This window comes from Proteus sp. NMG38-2, assembly GCF_020640995.1.
In the GTDB taxonomy this organism is placed as follows: domain Bacteria; phylum Pseudomonadota; class Gammaproteobacteria; order Enterobacterales; family Enterobacteriaceae; genus Proteus.
In genome coordinates this window covers 1,595,969-1,621,839 of the sequence record NZ_CP085481.1, presented here as the reverse complement: position 1 = coordinate 1,621,839, position 25,871 = coordinate 1,595,969, and the positions used below count along the sequence as shown (strand labels likewise).

Genomic DNA, 25,871 nt, shown 5'->3' with positions numbered 1-25,871 from the left:
TCAATCTGCACATGATAAAACAACTGGCAGTAAAAGGACAAAATAAAAGACCCAGAATAATCCTGGGTCTTTAAGTATTTTTCAACTTTCTACAAAAAACGGTTTAAACGCGCTTAAAGAGAATTGAACCATTAGTACCACCAAAGCCAAATGAGTTACACAGAGCATATTCCATGTTCTCAACTTTACGTGCTTTATGTGGAACAAAATCAAGATGACAATTTTCGTCTTGATTATCAAGGTTAATTGTTGGAGGTACGATTTGGTCACGCAGAGAAAGAATAGTAAAGATAGACTCAATGGCTCCAGCAGCGCCTAATAAATGGCCTGTCATAGATTTTGTTGAGCTAACTAATACATCAGTGCCTTTACCAAATACGTTTTCTACCGCTTGTGCTTCAGCAACATCACCCGCATTCGTTGATGTACCATGTGCGTTGATATAACCCACTTGAGATGCATCAATACCCGCATCTTTTAGTGCATTTGTCATCGCTAGCGCACCGCCTTCGCCATTTTCTGCTGGTGAAGTCATGTGATAAGCATCGCTGCTCATACCAAAACCCACTATTTCAGCATAGATTTTAGCACCACGTTTTTTAGCATGTTCGTATTCTTCAAGAACCAGAACACCCGCGCCATCACCTAACACGAAACCATCACGATCTTTATCCCATGGACGGCTAGCCGCTTGAGGGTTATCGTTACGTGTTGATAATGCACGAACTGCACCAAAGCCACCTAAACCTAATGGAGTAGTTGCTTTTTCGGCACCGCCTGCAAGCATTGCATCTGCATCGCCGTAAGCGATAATACGCGCAGCATGCCCAATATTATGGACACCTGATGTACATGCCGTTGCGATAGAAATTGTAGGGCCACGAAGACCATACATAATGCTTAAATGCCCAGCAACCATGTTAATGATGGTTGAAGGTACAAAGAATGGGCTAATTTTACGAGGGCCACCATTTGTCATTGACGTATGGTTTTCTTCGATAAGGCCTAAGCCACCAATACCAGAACCAATAGCAGCTCCGATGCGACTTGCATTGGCTTCTGTTACTTCAAGACCTGAATCCGCAATGGCTTGCACACCTGCCGCAATACCATATTGAATGAAAAGATCCATCTTACGCGCGTCTTTACGCGAAAGATTATAATCTTCATGATTGAAATTTTTTACCAATCCTGCGAATTTAGTCGCATGATGACTGGTGTCAAAATCTTCGATAAGGCCGATACCACTCTGTCCGGCACACACGGCTTCCCAAGAAGCTGTTGCGTTATTACCGACAGGAGATAACATGCCTAGTCCGGTCACAACTACACGACGCTTAGACACGCTTATCCTCCAAGGAGGGAAAAAGTTTAGGATTAAAAATATAGGCGGTCGAGTGACCGCCTAGATTAGCAAGTTTATTTACCTGCGTTTTCAACGTAATCAATAGCAGCTTGAACTGTAGTAATTTTTTCTGCTTCTTCGTCTGGGATTTCGATATCGAATTCTTCTTCCAGAGCCATTACCAGCTCAACTGTGTCAAGAGAATCAGCGCCTAAGTCATCAACAAATGAAGCTGAATTTACAACTTCTTCCTCTTTAACACCCAGTTGTTCAACAATGATTTTCTTAACGCGTTCGTCGATAGTGCTCATACTATTAAATTTCCTATCAAAACTCGCTTGCGCGATGATTTTCTTAGTTTATAAATACAGGAAAAGATCTAACCAATCCCGACTGTGTGGACTACTTTATTCGCTATATTTTGCATTATATTGTACGCAAAAAGCAAATATAAAGACGTCCCCATAATTAGATCATGTACATGCCACCATTGACATGCAATGTTTCACCCGTGATATAGCTCGCTTCATCAGAAGCTAAGAAGGCTACAGCACTGGCAATCTCTTTGGCATCACCTAAACGGTTAGCAGGAACTTGAGATAAAATACCTGCTCTTTGGTCATCTGTTAATGCTCTTGTCATATCAGTTTCGATAAAACCAGGTGCAACAACATTTACCGTAATGCCCCGGGAAGCAACTTCGCGTGCTAATGATTTACTAAAACCAATCACACCCGCTTTTGCCGCCGCGTAGTTTGCCTGTCCTGCGTTACCCATGGTTCCAACAACAGAACCAATGGTAATTATACGACCACAACGTTTTTTCATCATAGCACGCATAACTGCTTTAGACAGACGGAAGACTGATGAAAGATTTGTGTTGATGATATCTTGCCACTCATCATCTTTCATGCGCATCAACAGGTTATCACGAGTAATACCTGCATTATTGACCAAAATATCAATTTCGCCAAATTCAGCACGCACTTCAGCTAAAAATTTTTCGATAGAGTCGTTTTCTGTGACATTTAACACAAAACCCTTACCTTTACCGCTTAAATATTCGCTGATAGCTTGCGCACCGTTTTCACTCGTTGCTGTACCAATTACGGTTGCACCGCGCGCAACTAAATCCTCTGCAATCGCACGGCCAATGCCACGGCTTGCACCAGTAACTAGCGCTATTTTTCCGTCAAATCCCATGAGATCCCTCAGTCATTTCCTAATGCAGCATCTAATGAAGCAATATCATTAACTGCTGCAGCGTTCATTTCTTTAGAAATACGTTTTGTTAAACCAGTTAATACTTTTCCTGGACCGATTTCTAATAGTTGTGTGATGCCTTTTTCAGCGATAAATTCAACCGTTTCAGTCCAACGAACTGGGTTATAAAGCTGGCGAACTAACGCATCACGGATAGCATTTGCATCAGTTTGCGCTTTCACATCAACGTTATTAACGACCTGAATTTCAGGTTGTTTAAATTCAATTTCTTGTAATGCAACTGCAAGCTTATCAGCTGCTGGCTTCATTAAAGCACAATGCGAAGGCACGCTTACCGCTAATGGTAACGCACGTTTAGCACCAGCTTCTTTACATAAAACACCAGCACGTTCTACTGCCTCTTTGTTACCTGCGATAACAACTTGGCCTGGTGAATTAAAGTTTACAGGTGAAACAACTTGCCCTTGGGCAGCTTCTTCACAGGCTTTTGCAATAGCATCGTTATCTAAACCGATAATTGCATACATTGCACCTGTACCTGCTGGTACTGCTTCTTGCATCAGCTGACCGCGTAATTCTACTAATTTAATGGCTGCTGCGAAATCAATAACACCAGCACACACTAAAGCAGAATACTCACCAAGACTGTGACCTGCCATCATTTGTGGCATTTTGCCTTGCTTTTCTTGCCATACACGCCAAACAGCAACTGACGCTGCTAATAATGCTGGCTGTGTTTTCCATGTTTTGTTTAACTCTTCTTCTGGGCCATTTTGAACTAAATCCCACAGAGAGTAACCTAATACATCAGATGCTTGAGCAAATGTTTCAGTCACTATCGGATATTGCTCTGCAAGTTCTGCAAGCATTCCAACAGTTTGCGATCCCTGACCAGGGAAAACCATTGCAAAATCAGTCATGTTTATTTTCCTGATAATATTAAAAACGGATAAGTGCAGAACCCCAAGTAAAACCGCCACCAAACGCTTCCAGCAAGATTAACTGACCACGTTGAATGCGATTGTCTCTTACAGCTTCATCTAATGCTGTTGGGACTGATGCTGCTGACGTATTGCCGTGGCGATCTAATGTCACCACTACTTTATCCATTGTCATATCCAGCTTTTTCGCTGTCGCTGAAATAATTCTTAAATTTGCCTGATGAGGCACAAGCCAGTCCAGTTCAGATTTATCAATATTGTTAGCTTCGAGTGTCTCATCCACAATGTGGGCAAGTTCACGAACTGCGACTTTAAATACTTCATTTCCTGCCATGGTAACGTAAGCAGGTAAATCTTCATTTTCTTTACGCTGATAAGGTAATGCTAATAAATCACCAAAACGCCCATCAGAATGTAAATGTGTAGAAATAATACCTTCGTCTTCTGACGCACCTACAACTGCTGCACCTGCCGCATCACCAAATAAAATAATGGTGCCACGATCGTTAGGATCTAACGCATGGGATAATCGATCAGCACCGATAACAAGAGCATGCTTAACAGAACCTGCTTTAATAAATTGATCAGCAATGCTTAATGCATAAACAAAGCCAGAACATGCAGCAGCAACGTCAAATGCGATGCAATCATTGATACCTAACGCATTTTGAATCTGACATGCTGCGCTTGGAAATGCATGTGAGCCTGATGTTGTAGCAACAACAATCAATCCAATGTCTTGTTTATCAATACCAGACATTTCTAGTGCTTTTTCAGCCGCACCTGCGCCCATCACAGCAACAGTTTCTTCTTCTGTTGCAATCCGACGTTCATTAATACCTGTTCGGGTAACAATCCATTCGTCAGATGTTTCAACCATTTTTTCTAAATCGGCATTAGTTCGCACTTGTACAGGCAAGTAACTACCAGTACCTAAGATTTTTGTATACATTCTATCAATCGCTCTTGGGTAATACTGTTGTCAGTCGAGAAGCGATCCGTTCTGGGATTTTTCGCTCAACGGCATGAACAGCCTGTTCTATTGCTGCTGTAAACGCGCTTTCATTTGCGCCACCATGGCTCTTAATGACGATACCGCGTAATCCTAACAGAGAAGCACCGTTATACTGGTCGGGGTTCATGTGTCCAAAACGCTTAATTAGCCGTTTTTGTAACCACTTCTTCAATATTTTCATCCACCACGACGTTTTTTTATTTTCGGTAGTAGAAGATTTAATCAATGAAAGGAAAACTCGAATAACTCCTTCCATCGTTTTAAGGGAGACATTACCTGCGAAGCCGTCACACACCAATACATCTGTTTTGCCTGTCAGTAATTCATTACCTTCAACATAACCAATATAATTGATATTAGGTGTCGACTTTAATACTGTAGCGGCTTCGCGGATATTATCTAATCCTTTGCTCTCTTCTTCACCAATATTCAAAAGTGCTACTTTAGGTGAACTAATCCCTGCAATTTCTTCGGCCATCACTGCGCCCATCACGGCAAATTGTACTAACAGTTGACTATCACAGTTAACGTTAGCACCTAAATCAAGAACGACAGTCTTACCTTTTTTCTGGTTGGGTAATATTGAAACCAGTGCAGGGCGTTCAATTCCATCAATAGCATTAAGTCGCAGTTTTGCTAATCCCATTAATACACCAGTATTACCTGCACTTACACATGCTTGTGCTTCACCAGTTTTCACGAGATCAAGTGCCACTCGCATTGATGTGCCTTTACTGGCTCTAATACCATGTGAAGGTTTAGCATCATTGGCGACAATATGTTCTGCGGGTATAACGTGTAAACGGGAGATTAGCTCGGCATTTTGATCTGCAAGCAGAGGAGAGATAGCGTCTGGTTGACCTACCAGCAATATTTTTAAATGAGGATTAGATGCCAGCGCCCGCAAACAAGCAGGCACTGTGATGCGAGGACCGAAGTCCCCGCCCATCGCATCTAACGCTATGGTTAGATTTGTCAAGGTATCAACGAGCTATAAAGCTAATTACTTGTTGATAACCTTGCGACCACGGTAGTAACCGTCAGCAGTTACATGGTGACGCAGGTGAGTTTCACCAGAAGTTTTGTCAACTGAAACTTGAGTTACTGTCAGCGCGTCATGAGAACGACGCATACCGCGTTTAGAACGAGTTGGTTTGTTTTGTTGTACGGCCATTGACCTTACTCCTTAGTACTTTTCTTTAAACTGGCTAATACGGCAAATGGATTTGGTTTCTCTGATAATTCCTCAGGGAGTTCACCAAACACCATATCCGCGTCGGACACTTCACAGTGTTCAAAATCATGTACCGGAACTACCGGCAAGTTGAGGATTATTTCATCTTCAATCATTGCCAGCAAATCTATTTCACCAAATTCGTTTACATCGACTGGTTCATATTCTTCCGGTAATGCCTCGGCCCGTTCATCACTGACAACAGGGCTAAAACAATATGTTGCGTGAACATGATAAGGAAAATGGCCACCACAACGTTGACATTCTAAAGTGACATCCACATCGGAATGTCCTTTAATCACGGCAAGACGTTGATGGTCAATATCAAATGATAAAGCCACATCAATATTACTGTCCACACTGACCACCGATTCAGCTAAGCGGCTTACTTGCTCTGGAGAATAATGACCATCATAGTCTAAATTCTTTTGAGCTGCTCGCAGCGCATCAATGGTCAGGGGTAATTTTACCTTTTGCATAAGGCGCGCATATTATCTTTGTAATGGAATATAGTCAAAGAAAAAGGCGGGTTATCTACACCTTTCCACCAAAATTCGCTTTATCAGCGGCGCATAGTTTAGAATGTCAGGCATCATTTTGCTACGGATTTTAAAAAAAATATGTTGCCACTCGTTCTTGCGTCTACTTCACCCTTTCGAGCTCAGTTGCTGAAAAAGCTTGGAATGCCCTTTATACAGGCATCTCCCGATATTGACGAAACCCCGAAGCCCACTGAATGTGCTCAAGATCTTGTCACTCGCTTATCCTATGAAAAAGCGAGCGCTTTACAAGCAAAATTTCCACATCACCTTATTATTGGCTCTGATCAAGTTTGTGTATTAAATAAAAAAATCACGGGCAAGCCCCATAATTTTGATAATGCTTTCGCACAATTAAAGCAAGCTTCAGGACAATGTGTGTCGTTTTATACCGGATTAGCAGTATACAATAGTTTAACTTTAGAACATCAAACACATTGTGAATTATTTCAAGTATACTTTCGCCATTTAACTGATGATGAAATTACCCATTATTTAAATAAAGAAATGCCGTTCAATTGTGCGGGAAGTTTTAAGTCTGAAGGGTTAGGTATTACTCTTTTTGATAAATTGAAAGGCGATGATCCAAATTCTTTAATTGGTTTACCACTTATCCGATTGAATAAAATGTTACTCTCGCAAAGAATAAACCCATTATTTTTCTCTGATGATCAAAAATAACCCCGATCATCTTATTTTTAATCTTATGTAGCGATAAAGCGTATTATGAATAAACTAACATCCGTCTTAATAGCGTTAGTGATGGCAACAGCATTAGCAGGTTGTTCTGATGAGAAAGACTCAGAAATAGCCCAAACGACTAATACGGCCAATACTGTCCAAGACAGTGTAATTTCAAATAAAAAAGATGACAGCACATCTTCATTCAAAAAGAATTTTGTCAGTAGTTGCATATTAGGATCAGGTATTACTGATGATGCGCTCATTCCTCAAATTACAGAAGTGTGCGGATGCACCTACGACAGCATCATTAAAAATTATGGTATTACCGAATTTATTCGTGTTGATATGGAAATGCGCAAAAATGGTTCAAAATCACTGCCTAAAGAGTGGGATATTGATAACATCGTTGAGCAATGTATGACAAAGGTTGAAGGTTAATGACGTTTTTAAATTAACTGTCTTACATAATGTTAAGCAAAAAATACGCCCAGCTAACTGGGCGCATTGAGTGTTCGGATTTTCTGTCGAAATAAGAATATTTAGACCTAAGATTTTTGACTACGTAACACCTGCAAACAATGGCGTAATGTATTATCCATTGGCGCTTCAATTCGCATCTGTTCACCCGTTGAAGGATGAGTGAATGTCAAAGAGCTTGCATGTAAAAATAAACGATTAAGCTTTGTTCCAACCAATTGCGCATCAAAATCACGATCACCATAACGATCATCAAAAGCAATAGGATGACCTGCATGTAATGTATGTACACGGATTTGGTGTGTTCTTCCGGTAACAGGGCTTGCTTTCACCAGAGTGGCAATCTCAAAACGCTCTTCTACTTTAAAACGGGTCTCTGAAGGCTTACCCTCATTGTTCACTTTTACTACGCGCTCACCACTTTGAAGAATGTTTTTCAATAACGGAGCTTGTACCACTTTAGTGTGTGATTGCCACTGACCACGAACTAGCGCCAAATAATCTTTTTGCATCTGTTTTAAACGTAATTGCTCATGTAGCGCACGTAGTGCTGAACGTTTTTTTGCAATTAACAACACACCAGAAGTATCTCTATCAAGGCGATGAACAAGCTCTAAAAAGCGAGCTTCTGGACGTAATGCACGCAAACCTTCAATAACACCAAAGCTTAAACCACTGCCACCATGCACTGCTGTACCAGATGGTTTATTAATCAGCATTAAATGTTCGTCTTCATATAAAATACAATTAGCTAAGGCAGAAACTTTGTCTAATTTTGGTGATACAGTAATTTCTTCTTTTTCTGCTACTCTCACCGGCGGAATGCGAATACTGTCACCTGCATTTAATTTATATTCAGGTTTAATTCGCCCTTTATTGACTCGAACTTCCCCTTTACGGATAATTCGGTAAATCATACTCTTTGGTACACCTTTTAAGCGTGCCAGTAGAAAATTATCGATACGCTGACCTGCTTCATCGCCATCAATGGTGACGAACTGAACTTGATTAAATGATTTCATAGTGGCGATTCTTTGGCTCTCTTAAAATAAAAATAACAAACAACTTTGTGGTGCACAAAATAACATCAATTCTGTCGTCTATTTTAACCTGAATAATGGGAAAAAGACGAAACATTAGCTAATCTCTCATATTTATACAGAAAAAGTCACCAAAGCAGAAAAGTCACCTTGCTATAACCCTAACACCAATGGAATAATGCAGACTCTCCTGATTATGTTTATCAGGTATATTTATGAAAATTTTGTTTGTTTGATTTTCAAAATGCAGCAATGGCGTAAGACATAGTCGAAAATCAAACAATTTAGTATGCCACAAATACATCGCTTATTGAGTTGAAACATTGTGTTCAATTAAAGAGTGCTGAATTTTTGAACTAAAAATCAGACTCACCGAGATATTGCACCTCTATACAATCGACAACCGTGAGGTTGACGCATTTGTAAAAGACACGAGGTCATCGGTTATCAATAGTGTAATTACGTATGTTAGTGGCACATTATAAAACGTGAAAATAACGAGTAAGTCACAATATGAAAAGAATGTTAATTAACGCGACTCAGCAGGAAGAGTTGCGTGTTGCCCTTGTGGATGGGCAACGCTTGTACGATCTGGATATCGAAAGCCCCGGTCATGAACAGAAAAAAGCGAATATCTATAAAGGTAAAATCACTCGAATTGAACCCAGCCTAGAAGCTGCTTTTGTTGATTATGGTGCGGAACGCCACGGTTTCCTTCCTATTAAAGAAATAGCCCGCGAATACTTTCCTAGCAATTATCACTCCCATGGTCGTCCTAACATCAAAGATGTCTTGAAAGAAGGCCAGGAAGTTATTGTTCAAGTTGATAAAGAAGAGCGTGGTAATAAAGGTGCTGCATTAACCACTTTTATCAGCCTTGCAGGAAGCTATTTGGTATTAATGCCAAATAATCCTCGTGCAGGTGGTATTTCTCGCCGTATCGAAGGTGAAGACCGTACAGAACTCAAAGAAGCCTTATCAAGTCTTGAAATTCCAGATGGCATGGGTCTGATTGTACGTACTGCTGGTGTCGGTAAATCGGCTGAAGCACTACAACAAGATTTAAGCTATCGTCTAAGACATTGGGATGCCATTAAAAAAGCAGCAGAGAATCGCTCTGCTCCTTTCTTAATCCATCAGGAAAGTAACGTAATCGTTCGCGCATTCCGCGACTATTTACGTCCTGATATTGGTGAAATCTTAATTGATAATGCAAAAGTCGTTGAAATGGCTCGTAGTCATATCGAAGCGATTGGTCGTGGTGATTTTGCCAGCAAAATTCGTCATTATACTGGCGCAGTTCCATTATTTAGCCATTATCAAATTGAATCACAAATTGAATCAGCTTTTCAGCGTGAAGTTCGCCTACCTTCTGGTGGTGCATTAGTTATTGATACTACTGAAGCATTAACAGCGATTGATATTAACTCCTCTCGTTCAACGCGTGGCGGTGATATCGAAGAAACGGCATTCAATACTAACTTAGAAGCTGCTGACGAAATTGCACGTCAATTACGTTTACGCGACCTCGGTGGTTTAATTGTTATCGACTTTATCGATATGACGCCAGTGCGCCATCAACGTGAAGTTGAGAATAGAATGCGCGAGGCTGTACGCCAAGATCGTGCTCGTATTCAAATTGGACGCATCTCTCGCTTCGGCTTATTAGAGATGTCTCGTCAACGCTTAAGCCCTTCATTGGGTGAATCAAGCCATCACGTTTGTCCTCGTTGCTTAGGTACTGGTACTATTCGTGATAACGAATCATTATCACTTTCTGTGTTACGTCTAATTGAAGAAGAAGCGCTGAAAGAGAATACCCATGAAGTACATGCAATTGTTCCTGTTCAAATTGCCTCTTATTTGCTTAACGAAAAACGTAAAGCTGTAACAGATATTGAACTGCGTCAATCTAATGTTAAAGTGGTTATTGTTCCTAATGACCAAATGCAAACCCCTCATTTCTCTGTTATCCGTGTGCGTAAGGGCGAAGAAATTACATCTCTGAGCTACAACTTAGCGCAATTCCATGAAAGTCAGTTAAATGAGGCTGAAGACGATGTTGTCACAGAGCGCAAAGTGCCTGAACAACCTGCTATTTCAGCCTTTGGATTGCAAGAAGAAGACACTCCAGAAACGACAACGAAAAGTAAAAAAGCACCTCAACCTCAAGCTAAGCCAGTTAAATCAGAGCAAGCCCAAGGTACTGGCTTCTTTGCCTCAGTTGCAAAATTCTTCTCTAACTTATTTGGTAGCGAGCCAGAGCCTGCGGTAACACAAGAAAAACCACAGGAAACCAAGAAAGAGAATACGGATAATCGTCGTGAACGTCGTAATAACAACAATCGACGTAACAACAATAATCGCCGTGACCGTGATAACGATCGTAATCGTGATAACACGAATAGCGAAGAAAACCGCAAAAATCGTAATCAAAAACCACAAACAGCTCCAACAACTGAAGTGAGTAGTGAGCAAGAGATTGCAGAACGCGAAGCGCGTCGCCAACAACGTCGTGAACAACGCGCAGAGCAACGCCGTCGTCAAGAAGAGAAACGTCAGCAGCAACAAGAAGCCGCGAAAGCACAAGCTGCACTTAGCGAAAATGATGCGACTGAAAAAGACAGTGCAGATGAGAAGAAAGAAGAACCTCGTCGCCCTGCTATGCAACGTCGTAATCGTCGCCAATTAACACAATCTATACGTGTAACAGACAACAACGATACAACGTTAGCCATTGCTCCTGTTGCTCCTGTTGCTCCTGTTGCAACAACAGAAAAGGCAATTTCAGAACCTCCGGTTGCTATCGCACCAGCTAAAGTTGCTCCAACGGAAAAAGCAGCACCTAAAGCCGATGCTGTTACAAAAGTTGAAACAAATGAAGCTCAACCAGTAAAAGCCTTATCTGATGTAGCACCAAAAGCACAAGATGATAATAAAAATGAAGACAACAACGGGCAAGAGAATGTCATGCCTCGTCGTTCTCGTCGTTCACCTCGTCATTTACGTGTAAGTGGTCAACGTCGCCGTCGCTATCGTGATGAACGTACATTAACAGTATCACCAATGCCACTTACAATGGCGGTTGCATCACCTGAGCTTGCTTCTGGTAAAGTATTTATTCGTTATCCTGTAACGCCAATCAGTGATGCGCCATTTATCGAGAATAATGTTGAAAACAACAAGAGTAATGTTGAAAAGAGCATCATTACTCATGCAGATCCTCAAATGGTTGCTATCACACCGGCGGTTTCAGAAGCCATTGTTGCAAAAGTGGAACAAGCGGATACCACAGAATCAAGCTACACTGTGACTGTTAGCTCTGCATCATCCACTGAAGCTGTTGCTGAAATTATTGCAGTAGAGCCACAATTAGCACCTGTAGAAGTAAATAACATTGAAAACCAAGTTGAAGAAAGTGTTGTCAACAACGTTATTGATGATGTGAATACCGAAGAACATGTTACTCGTAAAGAAAATATTTCTGCGGTATTAAACACAACCGAGGCTTATATGCATGAAGCTTCACAACAAGCAGAAACAGATGCAGTGACTGAAAACGTTACACAAGAAGTCATTGCACCAGTAGAACGCGAAGTGACTGAAGCATCTACTCCTGAGCCTCAAGCTGTTGCTACTTTAGTTACAACCGAAGAAACAGCTGGACAACACAATGAAAGTGATGCCGAAGCTATTGTTGAAACAGTTGCTGAACCTATCGTTGAAACGATTATTGAAAGTCAGCCTGAAGAGAATGAGAGCACAACGGCTACAACACCTGCAGTAGAAGCAGAGCCAGTACCAGTAAAAGAAAGCAAACCTACAGCTGTGATTATTTGTCAAGAGCCAGTAGTACGCCAACTTCATGCAAGCGCACCAATGACAAAAGCGCCAGCATCTGATGAACCTACTGTCGCGATTGAAATCAAAGCATGGGAAACTCGCCCTGCTTTTGATAAAAAAGGCCGTACTGGTGCAGGTGGACATTGTTCAACTAACCAAGCTTCATCAGTAATGACTAAAGCTGAAAGCCAAAACTAATAATAAGACGTTATTAAGAATATCTTGATAATACCTTTAAATTGAGAACCCACTTTTTAGTGGGTTCTTTTTTTGTGGGTAGCTATTAGCAATTTAACTTAATGTACTTAAGCCCCAAATAAGATAAAAAAAGCCCCTGAATATTCAATTCAGAGGCCTTCAATTTCTTATTCTTGGTAAAGTAATCAGTCTTTTAGATCAGGAAGGTTTTTAATTTCACCCATCGCTTTTAACTGTTTAGAAAGCTCACGGCGTTCTTTAGACAGATCTGCATTTTTAATAATGTAATCATCAACTCGATCGTCATAGTCGCTACGCATATTCGCAATAATACCCAGAACATCTTCAATAGACATACCAGGTTTAATATATTCACTTAAGTTGTCTAATAAAAGAACACGCTTTTGGTTATCACGGATCTTTTTCTCATTGTCAGTGATCTCACGACGGATTTTGTTTTTACGACGATACATACGCACAAACTCCAGTACGTTTTGGAAAGACGGCTTGTTTGCGTTATCCATTTCCTACACCTTTACAATTGATATTTAAGATAAATAGTTCTGTTTAAGATTATCGCTTAATCGTGTCAATAAACAAGCAAAGTTTACAAATTTAATTGATTTTGCTTGATTAACAATTAATTAAGATGATATGCATTAATAAATATAGTCAACACTCTTTAACCCGTAAATGTTCACTTAATTAATGAAGAAAATGGCTACACATTTTTACTGGTAGCCAAAATCGACACTACAAAGGATAATTTAATGCGCGATTAAATAGGTTGTGCTTTATTTTGATCTTCATGTTGTAAGCCATCAAGGGGTAGTAACGCTTTCGCATCTGAACGTAAAAATACAGCGGAGAGAAGTGTTGTTCCTATCACAATGCATCCCATCACCATATAGGTTGGAGCAAAACCATAATGATCATAACCATAACCGGCTAATGGAGATAATAATGTAGCGACAATAGAACTCACACATTGGAAACCCACTAAATAAAGTGTTGAAGATAAACGTTTGTCAAAATGTTGGCTGTTATATTTAAAAATTGAAATTAATAAAATTGGTAACTCAACAGCATGTAATAACTTCATACAAGAGATCAAGACAGGCCCTTCGACTAATCCTGAGCCAATAATACGTGTAGCCATAACACTGCTTGCCAGTAATAAGCCATTTTTAGCACCAATTCTATTTACAAGGAAAGGTGCAATAAACATACCACCAGCTTCTAAGAATACCTGCAATGAATTCAGATATCCGTACATTTCATTACCTTGCTGTAAAGTAGCAAATTGCGATGAGAAAAAGACTGGAAATTGTTGGTCATAAACACCATATACACAGGTTCCAATCACAAATAAGATAAGCGCCCAAAAACGAGGTAATGAAAGTAAATTAAGTGCATCTTTTACAGTAATGCTGGATGTCTTTCCATGCTCTAATTGGTTAAATGCGTCTGATTTACCTGTTTTTAATAAAGCTAAAAGAATTAAGAACACGACACCAGAAACAGATGCCATCACAAAATTATAATTAGGGTCGATATTAATATTGTGCCCAGCTATAAATGTTGCTGATGCCCAACCTAACGATCCCCACATTCTCGCCCTACCATATTCAAAACCACGGATACGACTCACACGTTCTGTATATGACTCTAATACACCAATACCTGCATTAAAGGTCATACCCACATATAAGCCCCCTAAAATGGAGCCAATAAAAATATTCCAACGTAGTATTGAAGCAAAACCAAGAAAAAATGGCCCAGAAAGAATAAGTAATATTGCAATCACTAATAACAGATTTTTTCTTAACCCTAATTTATCCTGAATAAAGCCATATAAAGGTTGCGCACATAATGCAATAAGAGAAATTGCAGAGAATATCAATCCGGTATCAGTCGCCTTTAATCCAACATACTGGTTTAGCCAAATAGAAACTAATGAAAATGATGAAGACCAGGTAAAAAAGAAGAAAAATAACAGCGCACTTAAAATCGCATAGTATTTTTTTGAGTCTTTGTTCATTGGTTAAGCGCCTTATAAAGTCATTCCACCCCTAAATGTTAACGTTAACTTTTAAGCTAACAAACATTATTCTTACTGTAATGTGATGTTAAGCACATAAGTTAACGTTAACAATTTGAGTTATGTGCGCTAGATCTACATTTGTTTTTTATTGCTGTTAATACCGCTTATATTGCTAATGTGCTTAATCCTAAAGCAATTATGCTATCTTTTGCGATTATTTCCAGTAATGCTGGTACAACGCCAACACTAGATAATCATCTTACTTTATCTTCTATTCATATTTTAATAATGAATCTCTGGCTGATTGCTTGCTGGTGGTTTTATTTTATTGTCATCACAAAAGATCAATATTAGCAGAGGTCCGCTTCTATTCATTCTCACTGCCCCCTATATTGAACGCTGCATAAGCGCGCTTTGATCTGACATTTCACGTTTACCGTATTATGGTTTACCATGGTCTTAATTAAACCCAATACAACTCATTGAGTAATGATTTAAAAAATCATTAATAAATTTACGGTAGGAAACCTTGTCTAATTCAGCGAAAACGCCCACATTTTATGTCCATGACTACGAAACCTTTGGTACACACCCAGCGCTAGATCGTCCGGCTCAATTTGCTGGTATAAGAACTGATATGGATTTCAATATTATTGAAGATCCTCTCGTTATTTATTGCAAACCTAATGATGATTATCTGCCTCATCCAGAAGCTGTGATGATCACAGGAATAACACCACAAATTGCAGCAAAAAATGGGTTAATTGAAGCTGAATTTACCCGTCAAATTCATCAAGCTTTTAGTCAACCTAATAGCTGTATTATGGGTTATAACAACCTTCGATTTGATGATGAAGTAACCCGCAATATCCTTTATCGTAATTTTTATGATCCTTATGCCTATAGTTGGCAAAAAGGAAATTCTCGGTGGGATTTGCTCGATGTTTTACGAGCCTGTTATGCACTACGTCCAGATGGTATTGTTTGGCCTGAAAATGAAGACGGTTTCCCAAGCTTTCGTCTAGAGCTATTAACCAAAGCCAATGGCATATCTCATGAGAATGCGCATGATGCAATGTCTGATGTTTACGCCACCATTGCAATGGCAAAAAAATTAAAACAAGCTCAACCGCGTATGTTTGATTATTTCTTTAATTTACGCGATAAACGTAAAGTTCAGGCGTTAATTGATATTCCCACCATGACGCCGATTGTACATGTTTCAGGTATGTTTGGTGCTGCTCGTTCTAATTTAAGTCTTGTGGCGCCTTTGGCATGGCATCCAGATAATCGTAATGCGGTTATTGTGTGCGATTTATCTGCGGATATATCCCCGCTATTAACCTTAACATCAGACCAATTACGTGAACGTTTATATACGCCACGCAGTGAATTGGCAGTTGATGAACCACCTGTTCCAATTAAATTGCTGCATATTAATAAATGCCCTATTGTGGCACCACAAAATACATTAAGACCTCAAGATGCAGATAGAATTGGTTTAGATGTTGATACTTGTTTAAACAATCAAGCCATTTTATTTTCGCATCCTGAAATACGCAATAAAGTCGTAGAACTCTTCGCTCAACAAACTCCTTTTGTTGTCTCTGATGATGTTGATTCTCAAATTTATAATGGCTTTTTCAGTGAAAATGATCGTAGTGCGATGGAAATTATTCGCTCAACACAACCACAGAATTTACCTGCTTTAGATTTAACATTTGAAGATGCGAGAATGGAACCGCTATTTTTCCGTTATCGTGCGAGAAATTATCCTTCTACTCTCAATTATGATGAGCAACAACGTTGGTTAGCACATAGAAAAGAGAGGTTAACGTCAGAAAAGCTGACTGAATATTTCAATACGCTCCAGCTTTTAGCAGAAGAACATAGTGATAACGAAGAGAAGCTAAAACAACTACAAGAGCTTTATCTATATGCTCAAGATATTGCGAGTTAGACAATAAGACAAAAGGCAGGTTTTATCCTGCCTTTCTTTTTAACTTAATAAACACGATATAAAGTGATTATTTTTTAGTTTCAATACTTTCAGTTTTGATCTCAGCGTGAACCTGCCCACATCCACACTCTTCTCCCCAGTATTTTAATTTCGAGGTTTTACCTATACCTGGGTTCATACTGTTGGTTGGATCATTATGTTTATAGAACGCTTTTAATTGAGGCTTGGCATAATACATATGGCCTACATTATGCTCTGCAGGATATTCCGCCCCACGGTTATCTAATAACGCTAACATTTCTGCTTTTAGCGCCTTCGCATCAACACCTTTTTTAATAATGTAGTCCTGATGCATAACGTGACACATAAAATGACCACAATAGAGTTTATAAAGTAATTTACTCTCTATTTCTGGCGGTAATTTTTCAAACCAATCTTTGTCATTACGACGCAATGCAATATCTAATGGCAATACATCTTCAACGTCATTCACATGCACAGCATGATAACGAACAGCAGCACCAGCGGCGGCAAAACGGTGCAAGAATGCTTTATTCCCTTCCTCTTCAGTACATTCGAAATAATCACCTGAAGCTTGTTTAAAGTATTCTTTTAAATAGGTTGATGCTTCTTCAATGCCCTCATCAGCCATTCTTAGCATTAAATGATGTTCATATTTATCGCGGAAGTCTGTCATACGTTCAGGTAAATGAGCTGGCCATAATTTGCTCATAAACTGCATAGTTCTATCAACCATGTTTTTAGGTAAAAAAGGAACTTTATTTAATACCGCATCTACTCGCCCTTTCACAGCAAATAAAGTTGGCATTTTATCTGTGCCCAATTTATCAATCACTAAAAATGTATCTTTTCCATACACTTCAGCCATTTTATAGTAGCTTCTATGCATATATTCTCCTGCAACAGGAAGCTTTTTAAAATGACTTAAAATATGGCGACGAATATCTTCAAGCTCATCAGGATTATTAGTGCCAATATAAAAGACTTGAGTACGATGATCCGCTGGGAAAGTATCTAATCGCACAGCAAATACAGATAATTTACCCGCACTCCCCGCGGCCTCATATAAACGACGTTCATCATTGTTAAACCGAGAAGGCGTATTGGCATCTACATCACGCACACGTTCATGATATTCATGATCGGATGCTAATTTTTCTGTCGCTTGTATTTGTTTCTCGTGGTAATGACGATTATCTAAATTCGTTAAAATTTCTTCTGGGGTTTCGCCTAAATCAATTCCTAAGTGGTTAACTAATTCAGCTTCGCCCTTTTCATTGACACGAGCATACAGCGATAATTCTGTATAAGCAGGACCTCGACGAACTAAAGCCCCACCGGAGTTATTACAGATCCCACCAATAACAGAAGCGCCAATACAAGACGAGCCAATAACAGAATGAGGTTCACGCCCTAATGGCTTTAATACTTTTTCTAAATGCCACAGCGTACTACCAGGAAAGGCAATAACTTGATTATGCTCTGAGAGAACCTGTATTTTATCTTGACGTAATGTACTAATAATTACGATATCTCTATCATAATCATCACCATTAGGTGTCGAACCTTCGGTTAATCCCGTATTCGCCGCTTGCATAATAATGATTTTATCAGCTTCAACACAGGTTTTAAAAACACGCCATTGTTCTAATAAATTGGCAGGAAATACAACTGCTAATGCCTTACCTTGTCCTGAACGAAAGCCTTTACGATAACGTTCTGTTTTATGTGCTTGTGTTAATACCTGTTTTTTACCAACAATACTTTCAAGTTTACGAATAAAATGTTGATTTGCAGAGCTATTACTCTCATTCATTTTCCCTATCCTATTCCTGTCTTGTCTGATTAATTTGTATTTTGCTCGCTTTTATTATTACTCATAAGGCTACGTGCAAAATATAAACTTATCATTTATATAACTGCTTTTATACTGCTATCCACATTTCCAAAAAAAATAATATATTTTATGTTCAGCCATTTTTGTTATTTAAAAATATTTTTGACATTTATTTCTTAAATAGAATATAGATAAGCCTCAATTTACTATTTTATTCTATTATTAGCTTTTCTCTTGCTAGCCGATCCCATGCTCGGCAACTTCGACTTTTATAACTATTTTTATTATTCGCTAATGCCAATTGATATGACAATGTAGGTTCAACAACAGGAAGTACCACTAAATCATCAATGGGATTTTTATTACACATACTCCCAGGCAGTAGCGTTACACCTACACCCGCTTTTACCATCGCTATAATTAAATCTAAATGATTACTACGTCCCGCAACAATAGGCTTTGTATTATAAATACCGCAGGCACTATAAACTAAATCATTAATGCGAAAATCTTCAGAGAAAAAAATAAATGGTTCATTAATCAACTCTTTAAAATGTACTTCTTTTTTGATGGCTAAAGGATGTGATGGAGATACTAATAGCATCAAGCTTTCTTCTGAAAAAGGTGTTAATTCAAATATGTCATTATTAAAAGGTAATACTACGGCCGCTGTTTCTACTTTTCCCTCTATCATCGCTTCTGCCATTTGTTTAGTTCCTAATTCAAATATTTTTAGTTCAACCTGAGGGTGTAGAGAACTAAATGCCATAATAATATCGGCAAAATACGTCGAAGCTATTACCGGAGGTAATCCCACATTTAATGTCCCTGTCAATGGTCCTGACTTATCCTGCATAGCTTTATTCATACTATTAAATTGTGCGAGTATTTTTTTTGCATGTTCAAAAAGTATCGCACCATCATCCGTTAACCTTACGCCATCGACTTCTCTTACTAATAAAATAACACCTAATTCATTTTCTAATTTTTTAATGCTACGACTAATTGCAGGCTGAGTAATAAATAGAGCATCAGCAGCTCGGCTAAAGCCATTTAATTGAATGACTTCAACAAAATAACGTAATGTACGAATATCCATTAGTAACATTTACCTTATTACATTTAGTTATACCATCAATAATAATAAACCATTTCATATTGATTTATATCCGCGGTAAAACATTAAGCATAATATAAATGAATAATCCCATTTTTACAGATTATTATTCGGATATTCTGGAGATAATATGAACAAGACTGTTGTTGAATATATGCTAAATCGATTATATGACTTAGGCATAAGTGATGTTTTTGGTGTTGCTGGCGATTACGCTTTTCCTATAGAAGACACGATTTGTAATAGCAATCATCTGCGTTGGATTGGTAATTGCAACGAATTAAATGCAGCTTACGCTGCTGATGGGTATGCTCGAATTAAAGGTATGGCAGCGTTATCAACAACATTTGGTGTTGGCGAATTAAGTGCGATTAATGCTATTGCAGGCTCTTATGCAGAAAACCTACCGATTTTTCATTTAGTTGGTATGCCAGCAAGTGGTGTACAAAAAAGCAAACGTCTCGTTCATCATACCTTAGGTAATGGTGATTTTGATATTTTCTATCAATTAGCCCAACCTCTTGCTTGTGCTCATGCAATATTAACGCCTGAAAATTGTATTGCTGAAATGGAGCGTTTAATTGCGACAGCATTAAAAGAGCGTCGTCCTGTTTATATTGGTTTACCATCTGATTATGCTGTGATGCCAGTGATAGAAAATGCATCTGTTACCACACCAAAAAAACAAATAAGTGATAAAGAAATACTAGAAAAAGTGGTATCACTGATTATTGATAAGCTTACAAAAAGCAATAATATCTGCGTATTACCCGGTATTTTATCCGCGCGTTTAGGGTTATCAGATAATGTCCAAGCTTTTATTGATAAAACAGGTTTACCTTATGCCACTATGTTTATGGATAAAAGCATATTAAGTGAATCTAATACTCAATATGTTGGGATGTATGATGGACAATTAATGACGCCTGATGTCAGAGAGTTTGTCGAAAATAGTGAATATGTATTAGGGGTCGGAGCAATGATGACCGACTTTAATACGGGAAGTTTCACAGCTAATATTAAACCAGAACAATTTATCAGCATCATGCCAGAATATGTTGAAATTGATTCGGTTATCTATTCTTCTATTTATATGGAAGATATTCTCTCTGAACTAACCAAACGACTACCAAATAAAAGGTATCATCAGATAAAAGCTAAGGGATTAGAAGACGCTATTTTATCTGATAACGGTGAAATTACGGCTCAATACCTCTACCCCCGATTAGAGAAATTCTTTAAACCTAACGATATTATTATTGCTGAAACAGGTACATCATCGATGGGATTAGGCTTTGCACTGTTGCCAGAAGGTGCTCAGTTCCATAACCAAACATTATGGGGTTCTATTGGTTGGGCAACACCCGCATCATTTGGTGCTGCACTTGCCGCGCCTAACAAACGAGTTATTTTAATTACAGGTGAAGGCTCACATCAATTAACCGTACAAGAAATAAGTCAATTTGTTCGTTTTGGATTAAAACCGATTATTCTTGTTTTAAATAACGATGGTTATTTAATTGAACGATTATTATGTGATTATCCTGAAGCTTATTATAACGATCTTGCTCAATGGAATTATCATCAATTACCTAAAGCTTTTGGTGCAAGAGATTGGCATTGTGAGAAAGTCACAACGATAGATGAGTTGAATAAAGCGCTTGAAGTAGCCGAATCAGCAGAGAATGCCTCTTACATCGAAATAGTAACAGAGCGATATGAAGCTTCTGAATTAGCACAAAAGTTAAAAGAGTCTAAAAGTTCACTTTATTCTTTTTAAAATAAATGGATAAAATGATAAATTAAGTATTGTAATAGAATAAAAAAACAAAAAATTAGCTAGTTTTTTATTCATTAAGTTAATAATAATTTAAATAATCGGTATGGTTTTTTTATTTTAAATATAAAGACTATACCGACTTTTCATTATTACATCACTCGTATCATATTAAATAATAATATATCTCGAGTAGATAACAATCAAGAAACACTTAATGAATAAATTAAAATCTCGTTTAAATATACCTCTTAATATAATAATTCCTGTCATAAAAACTAAACATAAATAATCTAAATTAGCTCCAAACTTTTTGGAGACTATGGCTTATTTTATGAAAAACATTGTAATACCTACCTCGTTAAGCTTCTTTTTTTTACTTTTTTCGAGTTCATCATGGTCTGAAACAGATATTGTAAAAACCAAACAACATATTATGGACCAGCGCAATAATTGGCTGGAAGAGATCAAAAATGGTGTCATCACAACTCCCCCTGAGAAAGGGTCAAAAACAGCCGAACTAGATAGAATAATAAGCAATAATTATCAAGCTATCACTGGTGAACGTAGAGAACTAGCCGAAGCAGATAAGTCGCAGGATCATTCTTATGTTTTTAATACCTATGCCAATATTCTATTTGGCGACAACGCCAAGTCGATCAATTTTAGCGATATTCAAGCCTACCAAGATCTGAATATGTTACATAACACAGGTACATATGCTTATGATCCAAACAAAAAAAGAGCACGCTCGATAGATTTTATCTTAAAAGAACTTTTTTTACGTGGTAGACCTTATCAAGTAATTGATAAAGAAGGTAATTACTTAAATAATTACACCAATATAACAGGCTCATCTTATCCAAGTGGACATACATGGAATGGATATAAGCAAGCTGCGGTTTTATCCATATTATTCCCTGAAAAGGGCAGTGAAATATTTGCCCGAGCAATAGAATATGGTGAAAGCCGAGTTATCGTAGGGGCACATTTTGCAACAGATACTATCGCTTCGAGAATAGGAAATTATTACCTGTTATCACAGATGCTTGCAGATGATGACACAACTCGAACTTTTGTTAAGCTTGCCAAAGAAGTCCGCCAGAATGTCTCTAATCAGTGTGAAAATCAAAATTGTTTAACCACAGCGAAAAAAATAACTAACGATGATGCAGGTTATTATGGAACAAAAGATCCTGAAACTTCATCGCTAATTTCCCCCAATAAAATACCCAGTTCAGCCAGCAATTTACTGCGTTTACGTTTTGCATATTTAACCAAAGAACAGAGGCAATCTATTTTAGCGAGTACAGCCTATCCGAGTAATTCTTTGGCTGGCTGGGCTTCAAATGACAATGTTCCAGATTCTAGCTGGGGATTAATTAATCTTCCTAAAGCCTATAATGGACCTTCATATTTCTATAATCATTTTCTTGTTAATCAAACAACTAATGAATTTGACTTCGCTGAGTTTGGTAAGCTTGATGAATGGAAAAATGATATTAGTGGGCCTGGTAAATTAATCAAACAAGGCGAAGGCACATTGATTTTATCTGGTAATAACTATTTTGCAGGCGTCGAGGTTAATCAGGGAAATTTACTACTTATAGGCGAAAATCATTATTCAAAAAATTCTTCCATCAATGGTGGTACATTATTACTTGAAGGAAAATTAAATTCATTACTGGATGTTAATAAAGGAACGTTGCTATTAAATGATGGGAGCATAAGTTCTCAAGTCAATATCAATGACAAGGGTGTACTTATTGGTAAAGGAAAAATTAATAAACTAGAGGTAAATTCTGGAGGTATCGTAGCACCAGGTCATTCAATTGGTACGATTAATATAGATGATACTGTGATTTTTAATTCTGGTAGCCACTATTTGGTTGAAGTAAATTCACAAGGTGATAGCGATAAAATAACGAGCCTCGGCACAGCAATACTTAACGGAGGAACAGTTAGTGTATCTCTTGAAAATAATAAAAACCTCCTCACAAAAGACAATGTTCAGAGTCTATATAACACAAAATATACTATTTTAATGGCCGATAGAGGTATTAATGGTAAATTTGCTGATGTTAACCCAAACTATCTTTTTATAGGAACAACACTATATTACGATCAGAATGCAGTAATATTAAATGTCGGAAGAAATAATACTGCTTTCTCCAGCTTAGCAAAAACAAAAAATCAAGCATCAATCGCGAATGCAATAGATGTATTACCTTCAGGGCATCCTGTTTATGAAAGCATTGTCAGAATGGAGCTAAAAAATGATGTCCGTAATGCCTTTAATGAATTAACTGGTCAAATTTATGCCGATGTTTTATCTAATCAACTCAATGGTAGCCGACAAATAAAAGAAACACTCCTCTCTCAGGTTAGAAATGCAGAAATACTTAATAGCGAAAAAGAAAGTACAGATAATAAAGGCAATGTCTGGACTAAAGTTCTTTATGATTGGGAAGATAGCTCAAGTGATAGTAATGCGAATAGCTATGATGCTTCTACCTATGGCATACTATTAGGTGCGGATCAGCGTTTTAACAACGATAAAATGCTACTTGGTATAGCAACAGGGTTCACCAAAACCTCTCTTTCAGGTTATAACAGTCACGCAAATAGCGAAAATTATCACTTATCACTCTATAGTGGTTATGATTTTAACCGTATCACGCTACGTGCAGGTGCATCGAATACATTCCATCGTATCCATACCTCAAAAACGGTCAATTACGCTGTGCAATCAGATAAAAATAAGGCTAATTACAATGGGAATACCAGCCAGATATTTATCGAAGCAGCTTATCCAATAACTCTTTCGGACACACAATTAGAGCCTTTTGTTAATTTAGAATACGCCAAAACAAAAAACGCTACCATCAACGAACAAGGCGGCAGAGCAGCCTTACAAGCCCATTCACAAAGTTTAGATTCAACCACATCTACTACAGGGCTGCGTTTAAATAACCAGTGGAAACTTAACAGTAAATCTAATATTTTGATGTATGGTGAACTAGGCTGGTTGCACCAATACAACGATGTGGAACGAGGTATCAATTTACGTTTTACTAATACCGAACCGACATTTACTACTAAGAGCGTTGATACGGCGCGGGATGCTCTTGTGGTTAAAGCAGGAACAACAATCCAAATCAATGAAATATCAAAATTATCAATCGGATATAGTGGATTAACAGCAAAAAATCAGCAAGATAATAGCATTGATATGAAAGTATCTATCTCTTTCTGATTAGGATTTTTTAACACTTATCTTATAATAAAGTGAAGTATTCAAAGGGGATAGTTTATAGAAATGAGGCTCTTATTGAGGAATTCTTAACTCTAACCATAATTCATCCGCAATGATAAGTTGCTACATATTATGAGAGTTTAAAATTATCCCTTTATTCGCCAAACCAGATAGTTGATTATCCGTTATGCGGAGCGCGAATAAAGCAATTTAGGTAGAATTCTAAAATTTGTTGGCATAGTGGCTATTTAAATAGCTGCTATGCCATTATTTTTTATAGAATCTTTATATCTTCCAGAAAGATATTCCAGATTACCAACCATTCTGATTAGCCTGATGAGTTCATAACTCTTCCGCATTCTCACCTTTTGCCAACGCAAGGCTGGCATTCAGTAAGCCGTGGGTAATGGTGCGCTGAATATCACTTTCAACACTGTTACCTTGAATTTTGTTTTTTACTTCGTTAGCAAGATAAGGCGCGGAACCATTAGCAATCGCGGTAACAATATTGTTGCCCATTACACCTTGCGTAAATGCGGTAATGGCTTGGATTGCGCGGGTGTATTTACCCCCCCCCGTACCAAAGTCGGATTGGTTGGTATAATCCTGTAATGCCTGCTGGAAGAGTTGATTCTGAATATCACGCTCGGTGACGTTATCATTGGTTTCTGAAAGGGCTTGATAAAGATTGGTCGTAATTTAGATTTGAAAAAACTAGCACCAGAGAATTAATGCATAATTGCGAGTCCGAAACTGACTATCAGAGGTAAGTGGTGGAGTGAGTTAGGATTTACGGTGGGCAGTCACTTTACCCTCACTCACCAAGTCGGACAGTGGTTATCCGGCTGGCTGAGGGGGAGTAAAGTAATTAAGGTAAGAGATTAAAATTTGTTGGCATAGTGACTCTTTAAATAGCCACTATGTCATTATTTTTTATAGATCTTTGTATCTATCAGGAAGGTATTCTGGATTTCCAACCATTTTGATTAATCTAATAAGTTCGTCCTTGTAAAAGGATAGTTCTTCCCCATTTTCACAGCCCGTGATTTTGAGTATTTCTGCATCAGAGCAATTAGCTAATACATAATCGATGCATCCTTCGTAAACCATTAATTCACCTTCGGAGGCTCTCACATCATATAGAGTTACACTTGCAATACATTCTTTTTGTAATAAATCCATATCATCACCATTTGATATAATCAGAGAATTTTTCTTTAAAGTCATCTAATTGCTCATTAGAAGGGCGCTGCCATTCACCTTTTTTGACTCTGTTATCTGTATTTGCTTTCGGATTATAAAAAGAAGTAACTACTTCT

General features: G+C 38.1%; 21 protein-coding genes. 6 read left to right on the top strand and 15 right to left on the bottom strand.

What is annotated here, in order from left to right; all coding sequences use genetic code 11:
* Positions 1-103: 103 nt before the first annotated feature.
* The 8 genes from fabF to yceD all read right to left on the bottom strand — a co-directional run bounded on the left by fabF (position 104) and on the right by yceD (position 6,238).
* Positions 104-1,345, bottom strand: a complete 1,242-nt coding sequence (fabF, locus tag LG402_RS07525) for a beta-ketoacyl-ACP synthase II (RefSeq protein ID WP_166540178.1) — start codon at positions 1,343-1,345, stop codon at positions 104-106.
* 74 nt (positions 1,346-1,419) lie between these two features.
* Positions 1,420-1,656 carry an acyl carrier protein gene (acpP, locus tag LG402_RS07520; protein WP_004247087.1) on the bottom strand — a complete coding sequence of 79 codons (237 nt, stop codon included), beginning with the start codon at positions 1,654-1,656 and terminating at the stop codon, positions 1,420-1,422.
* Positions 1,657-1,813: 157 nt separating this feature from the next.
* The gene (fabG, locus tag LG402_RS07515) at positions 1,814-2,548 is read right to left on the bottom strand and encodes a 3-oxoacyl-ACP reductase FabG (RefSeq protein WP_227336719.1); all 735 of its coding nucleotides are present in this window, start codon (positions 2,546-2,548) and stop codon (positions 1,814-1,816) included.
* Positions 2,549-2,556: 8 nt separating this feature from the next.
* Positions 2,557-3,489, bottom strand: a complete 933-nt coding sequence (gene fabD, locus LG402_RS07510; RefSeq protein WP_166540180.1) for an ACP S-malonyltransferase — start codon at positions 3,487-3,489, stop codon at positions 2,557-2,559.
* Positions 3,490-3,508: 19 nt separating this feature from the next.
* The gene (locus tag LG402_RS07505) at positions 3,509-4,462 is read right to left on the bottom strand and encodes a beta-ketoacyl-ACP synthase III (protein WP_109409383.1); all 954 of its coding nucleotides are present in this window, start codon (positions 4,460-4,462) and stop codon (positions 3,509-3,511) included.
* Between the two features lie 4 nt (positions 4,463-4,466).
* Entirely contained in the window at positions 4,467-5,504 is a 1,038-nt protein-coding gene (gene plsX / locus LG402_RS07500; protein WP_166540181.1) for a phosphate acyltransferase PlsX, read from the bottom strand.
* Positions 5,505-5,528: 24 nt separating this feature from the next.
* Complete coding sequence (gene rpmF, locus LG402_RS07495; protein WP_006537252.1) at positions 5,529-5,699, bottom strand: 50S ribosomal protein L32; 171 nt, start codon at positions 5,697-5,699, stop codon at positions 5,529-5,531.
* 5 nt (positions 5,700-5,704) lie between these two features.
* Positions 5,705-6,238: a 23S rRNA accumulation protein YceD gene (gene yceD / locus LG402_RS07490; protein WP_036937758.1), complete on the bottom strand. Its 534-nt coding sequence runs from the start codon at positions 6,236-6,238 to the stop codon at positions 5,705-5,707.
* Positions 6,239-6,379: 141 nt separating this feature from the next.
* Between yceD and LG402_RS07485 the strand changes: the two genes are divergently transcribed.
* Both LG402_RS07485 and LG402_RS07480 read left to right on the top strand, forming a co-directional pair.
* Positions 6,380-6,979, top strand: a complete 600-nt coding sequence (locus tag LG402_RS07485) for a Maf family protein (protein ID WP_166540182.1) — start codon at positions 6,380-6,382, stop codon at positions 6,977-6,979.
* 45 nt (positions 6,980-7,024) lie between these two features.
* Entirely contained in the window at positions 7,025-7,420 is a 396-nt protein-coding gene (locus LG402_RS07480; protein WP_166540183.1) for a hypothetical protein, read from the top strand.
* 107 nt (positions 7,421-7,527) lie between these two features.
* Here the strand turns inward: LG402_RS07480 and rluC are convergent, their stop codons facing one another.
* A complete protein-coding gene (rluC, locus tag LG402_RS07475; RefSeq protein WP_166540184.1) occupies positions 7,528-8,481 on the bottom strand; it encodes a 23S rRNA pseudouridine(955/2504/2580) synthase RluC in 954 nt (317 codons plus the stop codon).
* A 531-nt stretch (positions 8,482-9,012) separates the two neighbouring features.
* Here rluC and rne point away from each other — a divergent pair.
* Entirely contained in the window at positions 9,013-12,540 is a 3,528-nt protein-coding gene (gene rne, locus LG402_RS07470; protein WP_227336718.1) for a ribonuclease E, read from the top strand.
* 185 nt (positions 12,541-12,725) lie between these two features.
* Here rne and tmaR read toward each other — a convergent pair whose 3' ends face one another.
* Positions 12,726-13,064 carry a PTS system regulator TmaR gene (gene tmaR, locus LG402_RS07465; RefSeq protein ID WP_036937771.1) on the bottom strand — a complete coding sequence of 113 codons (339 nt, stop codon included), beginning with the start codon at positions 13,062-13,064 and terminating at the stop codon, positions 12,726-12,728.
* A gap of 254 nt (positions 13,065-13,318) precedes the next feature.
* Positions 13,319-14,581, bottom strand: a complete 1,263-nt coding sequence (locus tag LG402_RS07460) for an MFS transporter (protein ID WP_166540186.1) — start codon at positions 14,579-14,581, stop codon at positions 13,319-13,321.
* Between the two features lie 532 nt (positions 14,582-15,113).
* Here LG402_RS07460 and sbcB point away from each other — a divergent pair.
* Positions 15,114-16,544 carry an exodeoxyribonuclease I gene (sbcB, locus tag LG402_RS07455; protein WP_227336717.1) on the top strand — a complete coding sequence of 477 codons (1,431 nt, stop codon included), beginning with the start codon at positions 15,114-15,116 and terminating at the stop codon, positions 16,542-16,544.
* A gap of 67 nt (positions 16,545-16,611) precedes the next feature.
* Here the strand turns inward: sbcB and dld are convergent, their stop codons facing one another.
* The gene (gene dld, locus LG402_RS07450; protein ID WP_166540188.1) at positions 16,612-18,381 is read right to left on the bottom strand and encodes a D-lactate dehydrogenase; all 1,770 of its coding nucleotides are present in this window, start codon (positions 18,379-18,381) and stop codon (positions 16,612-16,614) included.
* Between the two features lie 232 nt (positions 18,382-18,613).
* On the bottom strand, positions 18,614-19,501 hold the full coding sequence (locus LG402_RS07445; protein ID WP_166540189.1) for a LysR family transcriptional regulator: 888 nt from the start codon (positions 19,499-19,501) through the stop codon (positions 18,614-18,616).
* 148 nt (positions 19,502-19,649) lie between these two features.
* Here LG402_RS07445 and LG402_RS07440 point away from each other — a divergent pair, with 148 nt between their 5' ends.
* Entirely contained in the window at positions 19,650-21,299 is a 1,650-nt protein-coding gene (locus LG402_RS07440; protein ID WP_166540190.1) for an alpha-keto acid decarboxylase family protein, read from the top strand.
* Between the two features lie 319 nt (positions 21,300-21,618).
* On the top strand, positions 21,619-24,552 hold the full coding sequence (locus LG402_RS07435; protein ID WP_413685639.1) for an autotransporter domain-containing protein: 2,934 nt from the start codon (positions 21,619-21,621) through the stop codon (positions 24,550-24,552).
* Positions 24,553-24,894: 342 nt separating this feature from the next.
* Here the strand turns inward: LG402_RS07435 and LG402_RS07430 are convergent, their stop codons facing one another.
* Entirely contained in the window at positions 24,895-25,071 is a 177-nt protein-coding gene (locus LG402_RS07430) for a hypothetical protein (RefSeq protein WP_166540192.1), read from the bottom strand.
* A 414-nt stretch (positions 25,072-25,485) separates the two neighbouring features.
* A complete protein-coding gene (locus LG402_RS07425; RefSeq protein ID WP_227336715.1) occupies positions 25,486-25,779 on the bottom strand; it encodes a hypothetical protein in 294 nt (97 codons plus the stop codon).
* Positions 25,780-25,871: the final 92 nt, after the last annotated feature.

What these genes read in the sequence shown, in the direction of transcription:
- LG402_RS07435 (WP_413685639.1), top strand. Translation starts at nt 21,619, where the DNA reads ATGGCTTATTTTATGAAAAACATTGTAATACCTACCTCGTTAAGCTTC.
- yceD (WP_036937758.1), bottom strand. Translation starts at nt 6,238, where the DNA reads ATGCAAAAGGTAAAATTACCCCTGACCATTGATGCGCTGCGAGCAGCT.
- fabG (WP_227336719.1), bottom strand. Translation starts at nt 2,548, where the DNA reads ATGGGATTTGACGGAAAAATAGCGCTAGTTACTGGTGCAAGCCGTGGC.
- fabD (WP_166540180.1), bottom strand. Translation starts at nt 3,489, where the DNA reads ATGACTGATTTTGCAATGGTTTTCCCTGGTCAGGGATCGCAAACTGTT.
- rpmF (WP_006537252.1), bottom strand. Translation starts at nt 5,699, where the DNA reads ATGGCCGTACAACAAAACAAACCAACTCGTTCTAAACGCGGTATGCGT.
- acpP (WP_004247087.1), bottom strand. Translation starts at nt 1,656, where the DNA reads ATGAGCACTATCGACGAACGCGTTAAGAAAATCATTGTTGAACAACTG.
- LG402_RS07440 (WP_166540190.1), top strand. Translation starts at nt 19,650, where the DNA reads ATGAACAAGACTGTTGTTGAATATATGCTAAATCGATTATATGACTTA.
- LG402_RS07425 (WP_227336715.1), bottom strand. Translation starts at nt 25,779, where the DNA reads ATGACTTTAAAGAAAAATTCTCTGATTATATCAAATGGTGATGATATG.
- rluC (WP_166540184.1), bottom strand. Translation starts at nt 8,481, where the DNA reads ATGAAATCATTTAATCAAGTTCAGTTCGTCACCATTGATGGCGATGAA.
- rne (WP_227336718.1), top strand. Translation starts at nt 9,013, where the DNA reads ATGAAAAGAATGTTAATTAACGCGACTCAGCAGGAAGAGTTGCGTGTT.
- LG402_RS07430 (WP_166540192.1), bottom strand. Translation starts at nt 25,071, where the DNA reads ATGGGCAACAATATTGTTACCGCGATTGCTAATGGTTCCGCGCCTTAT.
- LG402_RS07485 (WP_166540182.1), top strand. Translation starts at nt 6,380, where the DNA reads ATGTTGCCACTCGTTCTTGCGTCTACTTCACCCTTTCGAGCTCAGTTG.
- tmaR (WP_036937771.1), bottom strand. Translation starts at nt 13,064, where the DNA reads ATGGATAACGCAAACAAGCCGTCTTTCCAAAACGTACTGGAGTTTGTG.
- dld (WP_166540188.1), bottom strand. Translation starts at nt 18,381, where the DNA reads ATGAATGAGAGTAATAGCTCTGCAAATCAACATTTTATTCGTAAACTT.
- LG402_RS07505 (WP_109409383.1), bottom strand. Translation starts at nt 4,462, where the DNA reads ATGTATACAAAAATCTTAGGTACTGGTAGTTACTTGCCTGTACAAGTG.
- LG402_RS07460 (WP_166540186.1), bottom strand. Translation starts at nt 14,581, where the DNA reads ATGAACAAAGACTCAAAAAAATACTATGCGATTTTAAGTGCGCTGTTA.
- LG402_RS07445 (WP_166540189.1), bottom strand. Translation starts at nt 19,501, where the DNA reads ATGGATATTCGTACATTACGTTATTTTGTTGAAGTCATTCAATTAAAT.
- LG402_RS07480 (WP_166540183.1), top strand. Translation starts at nt 7,025, where the DNA reads ATGAATAAACTAACATCCGTCTTAATAGCGTTAGTGATGGCAACAGCA.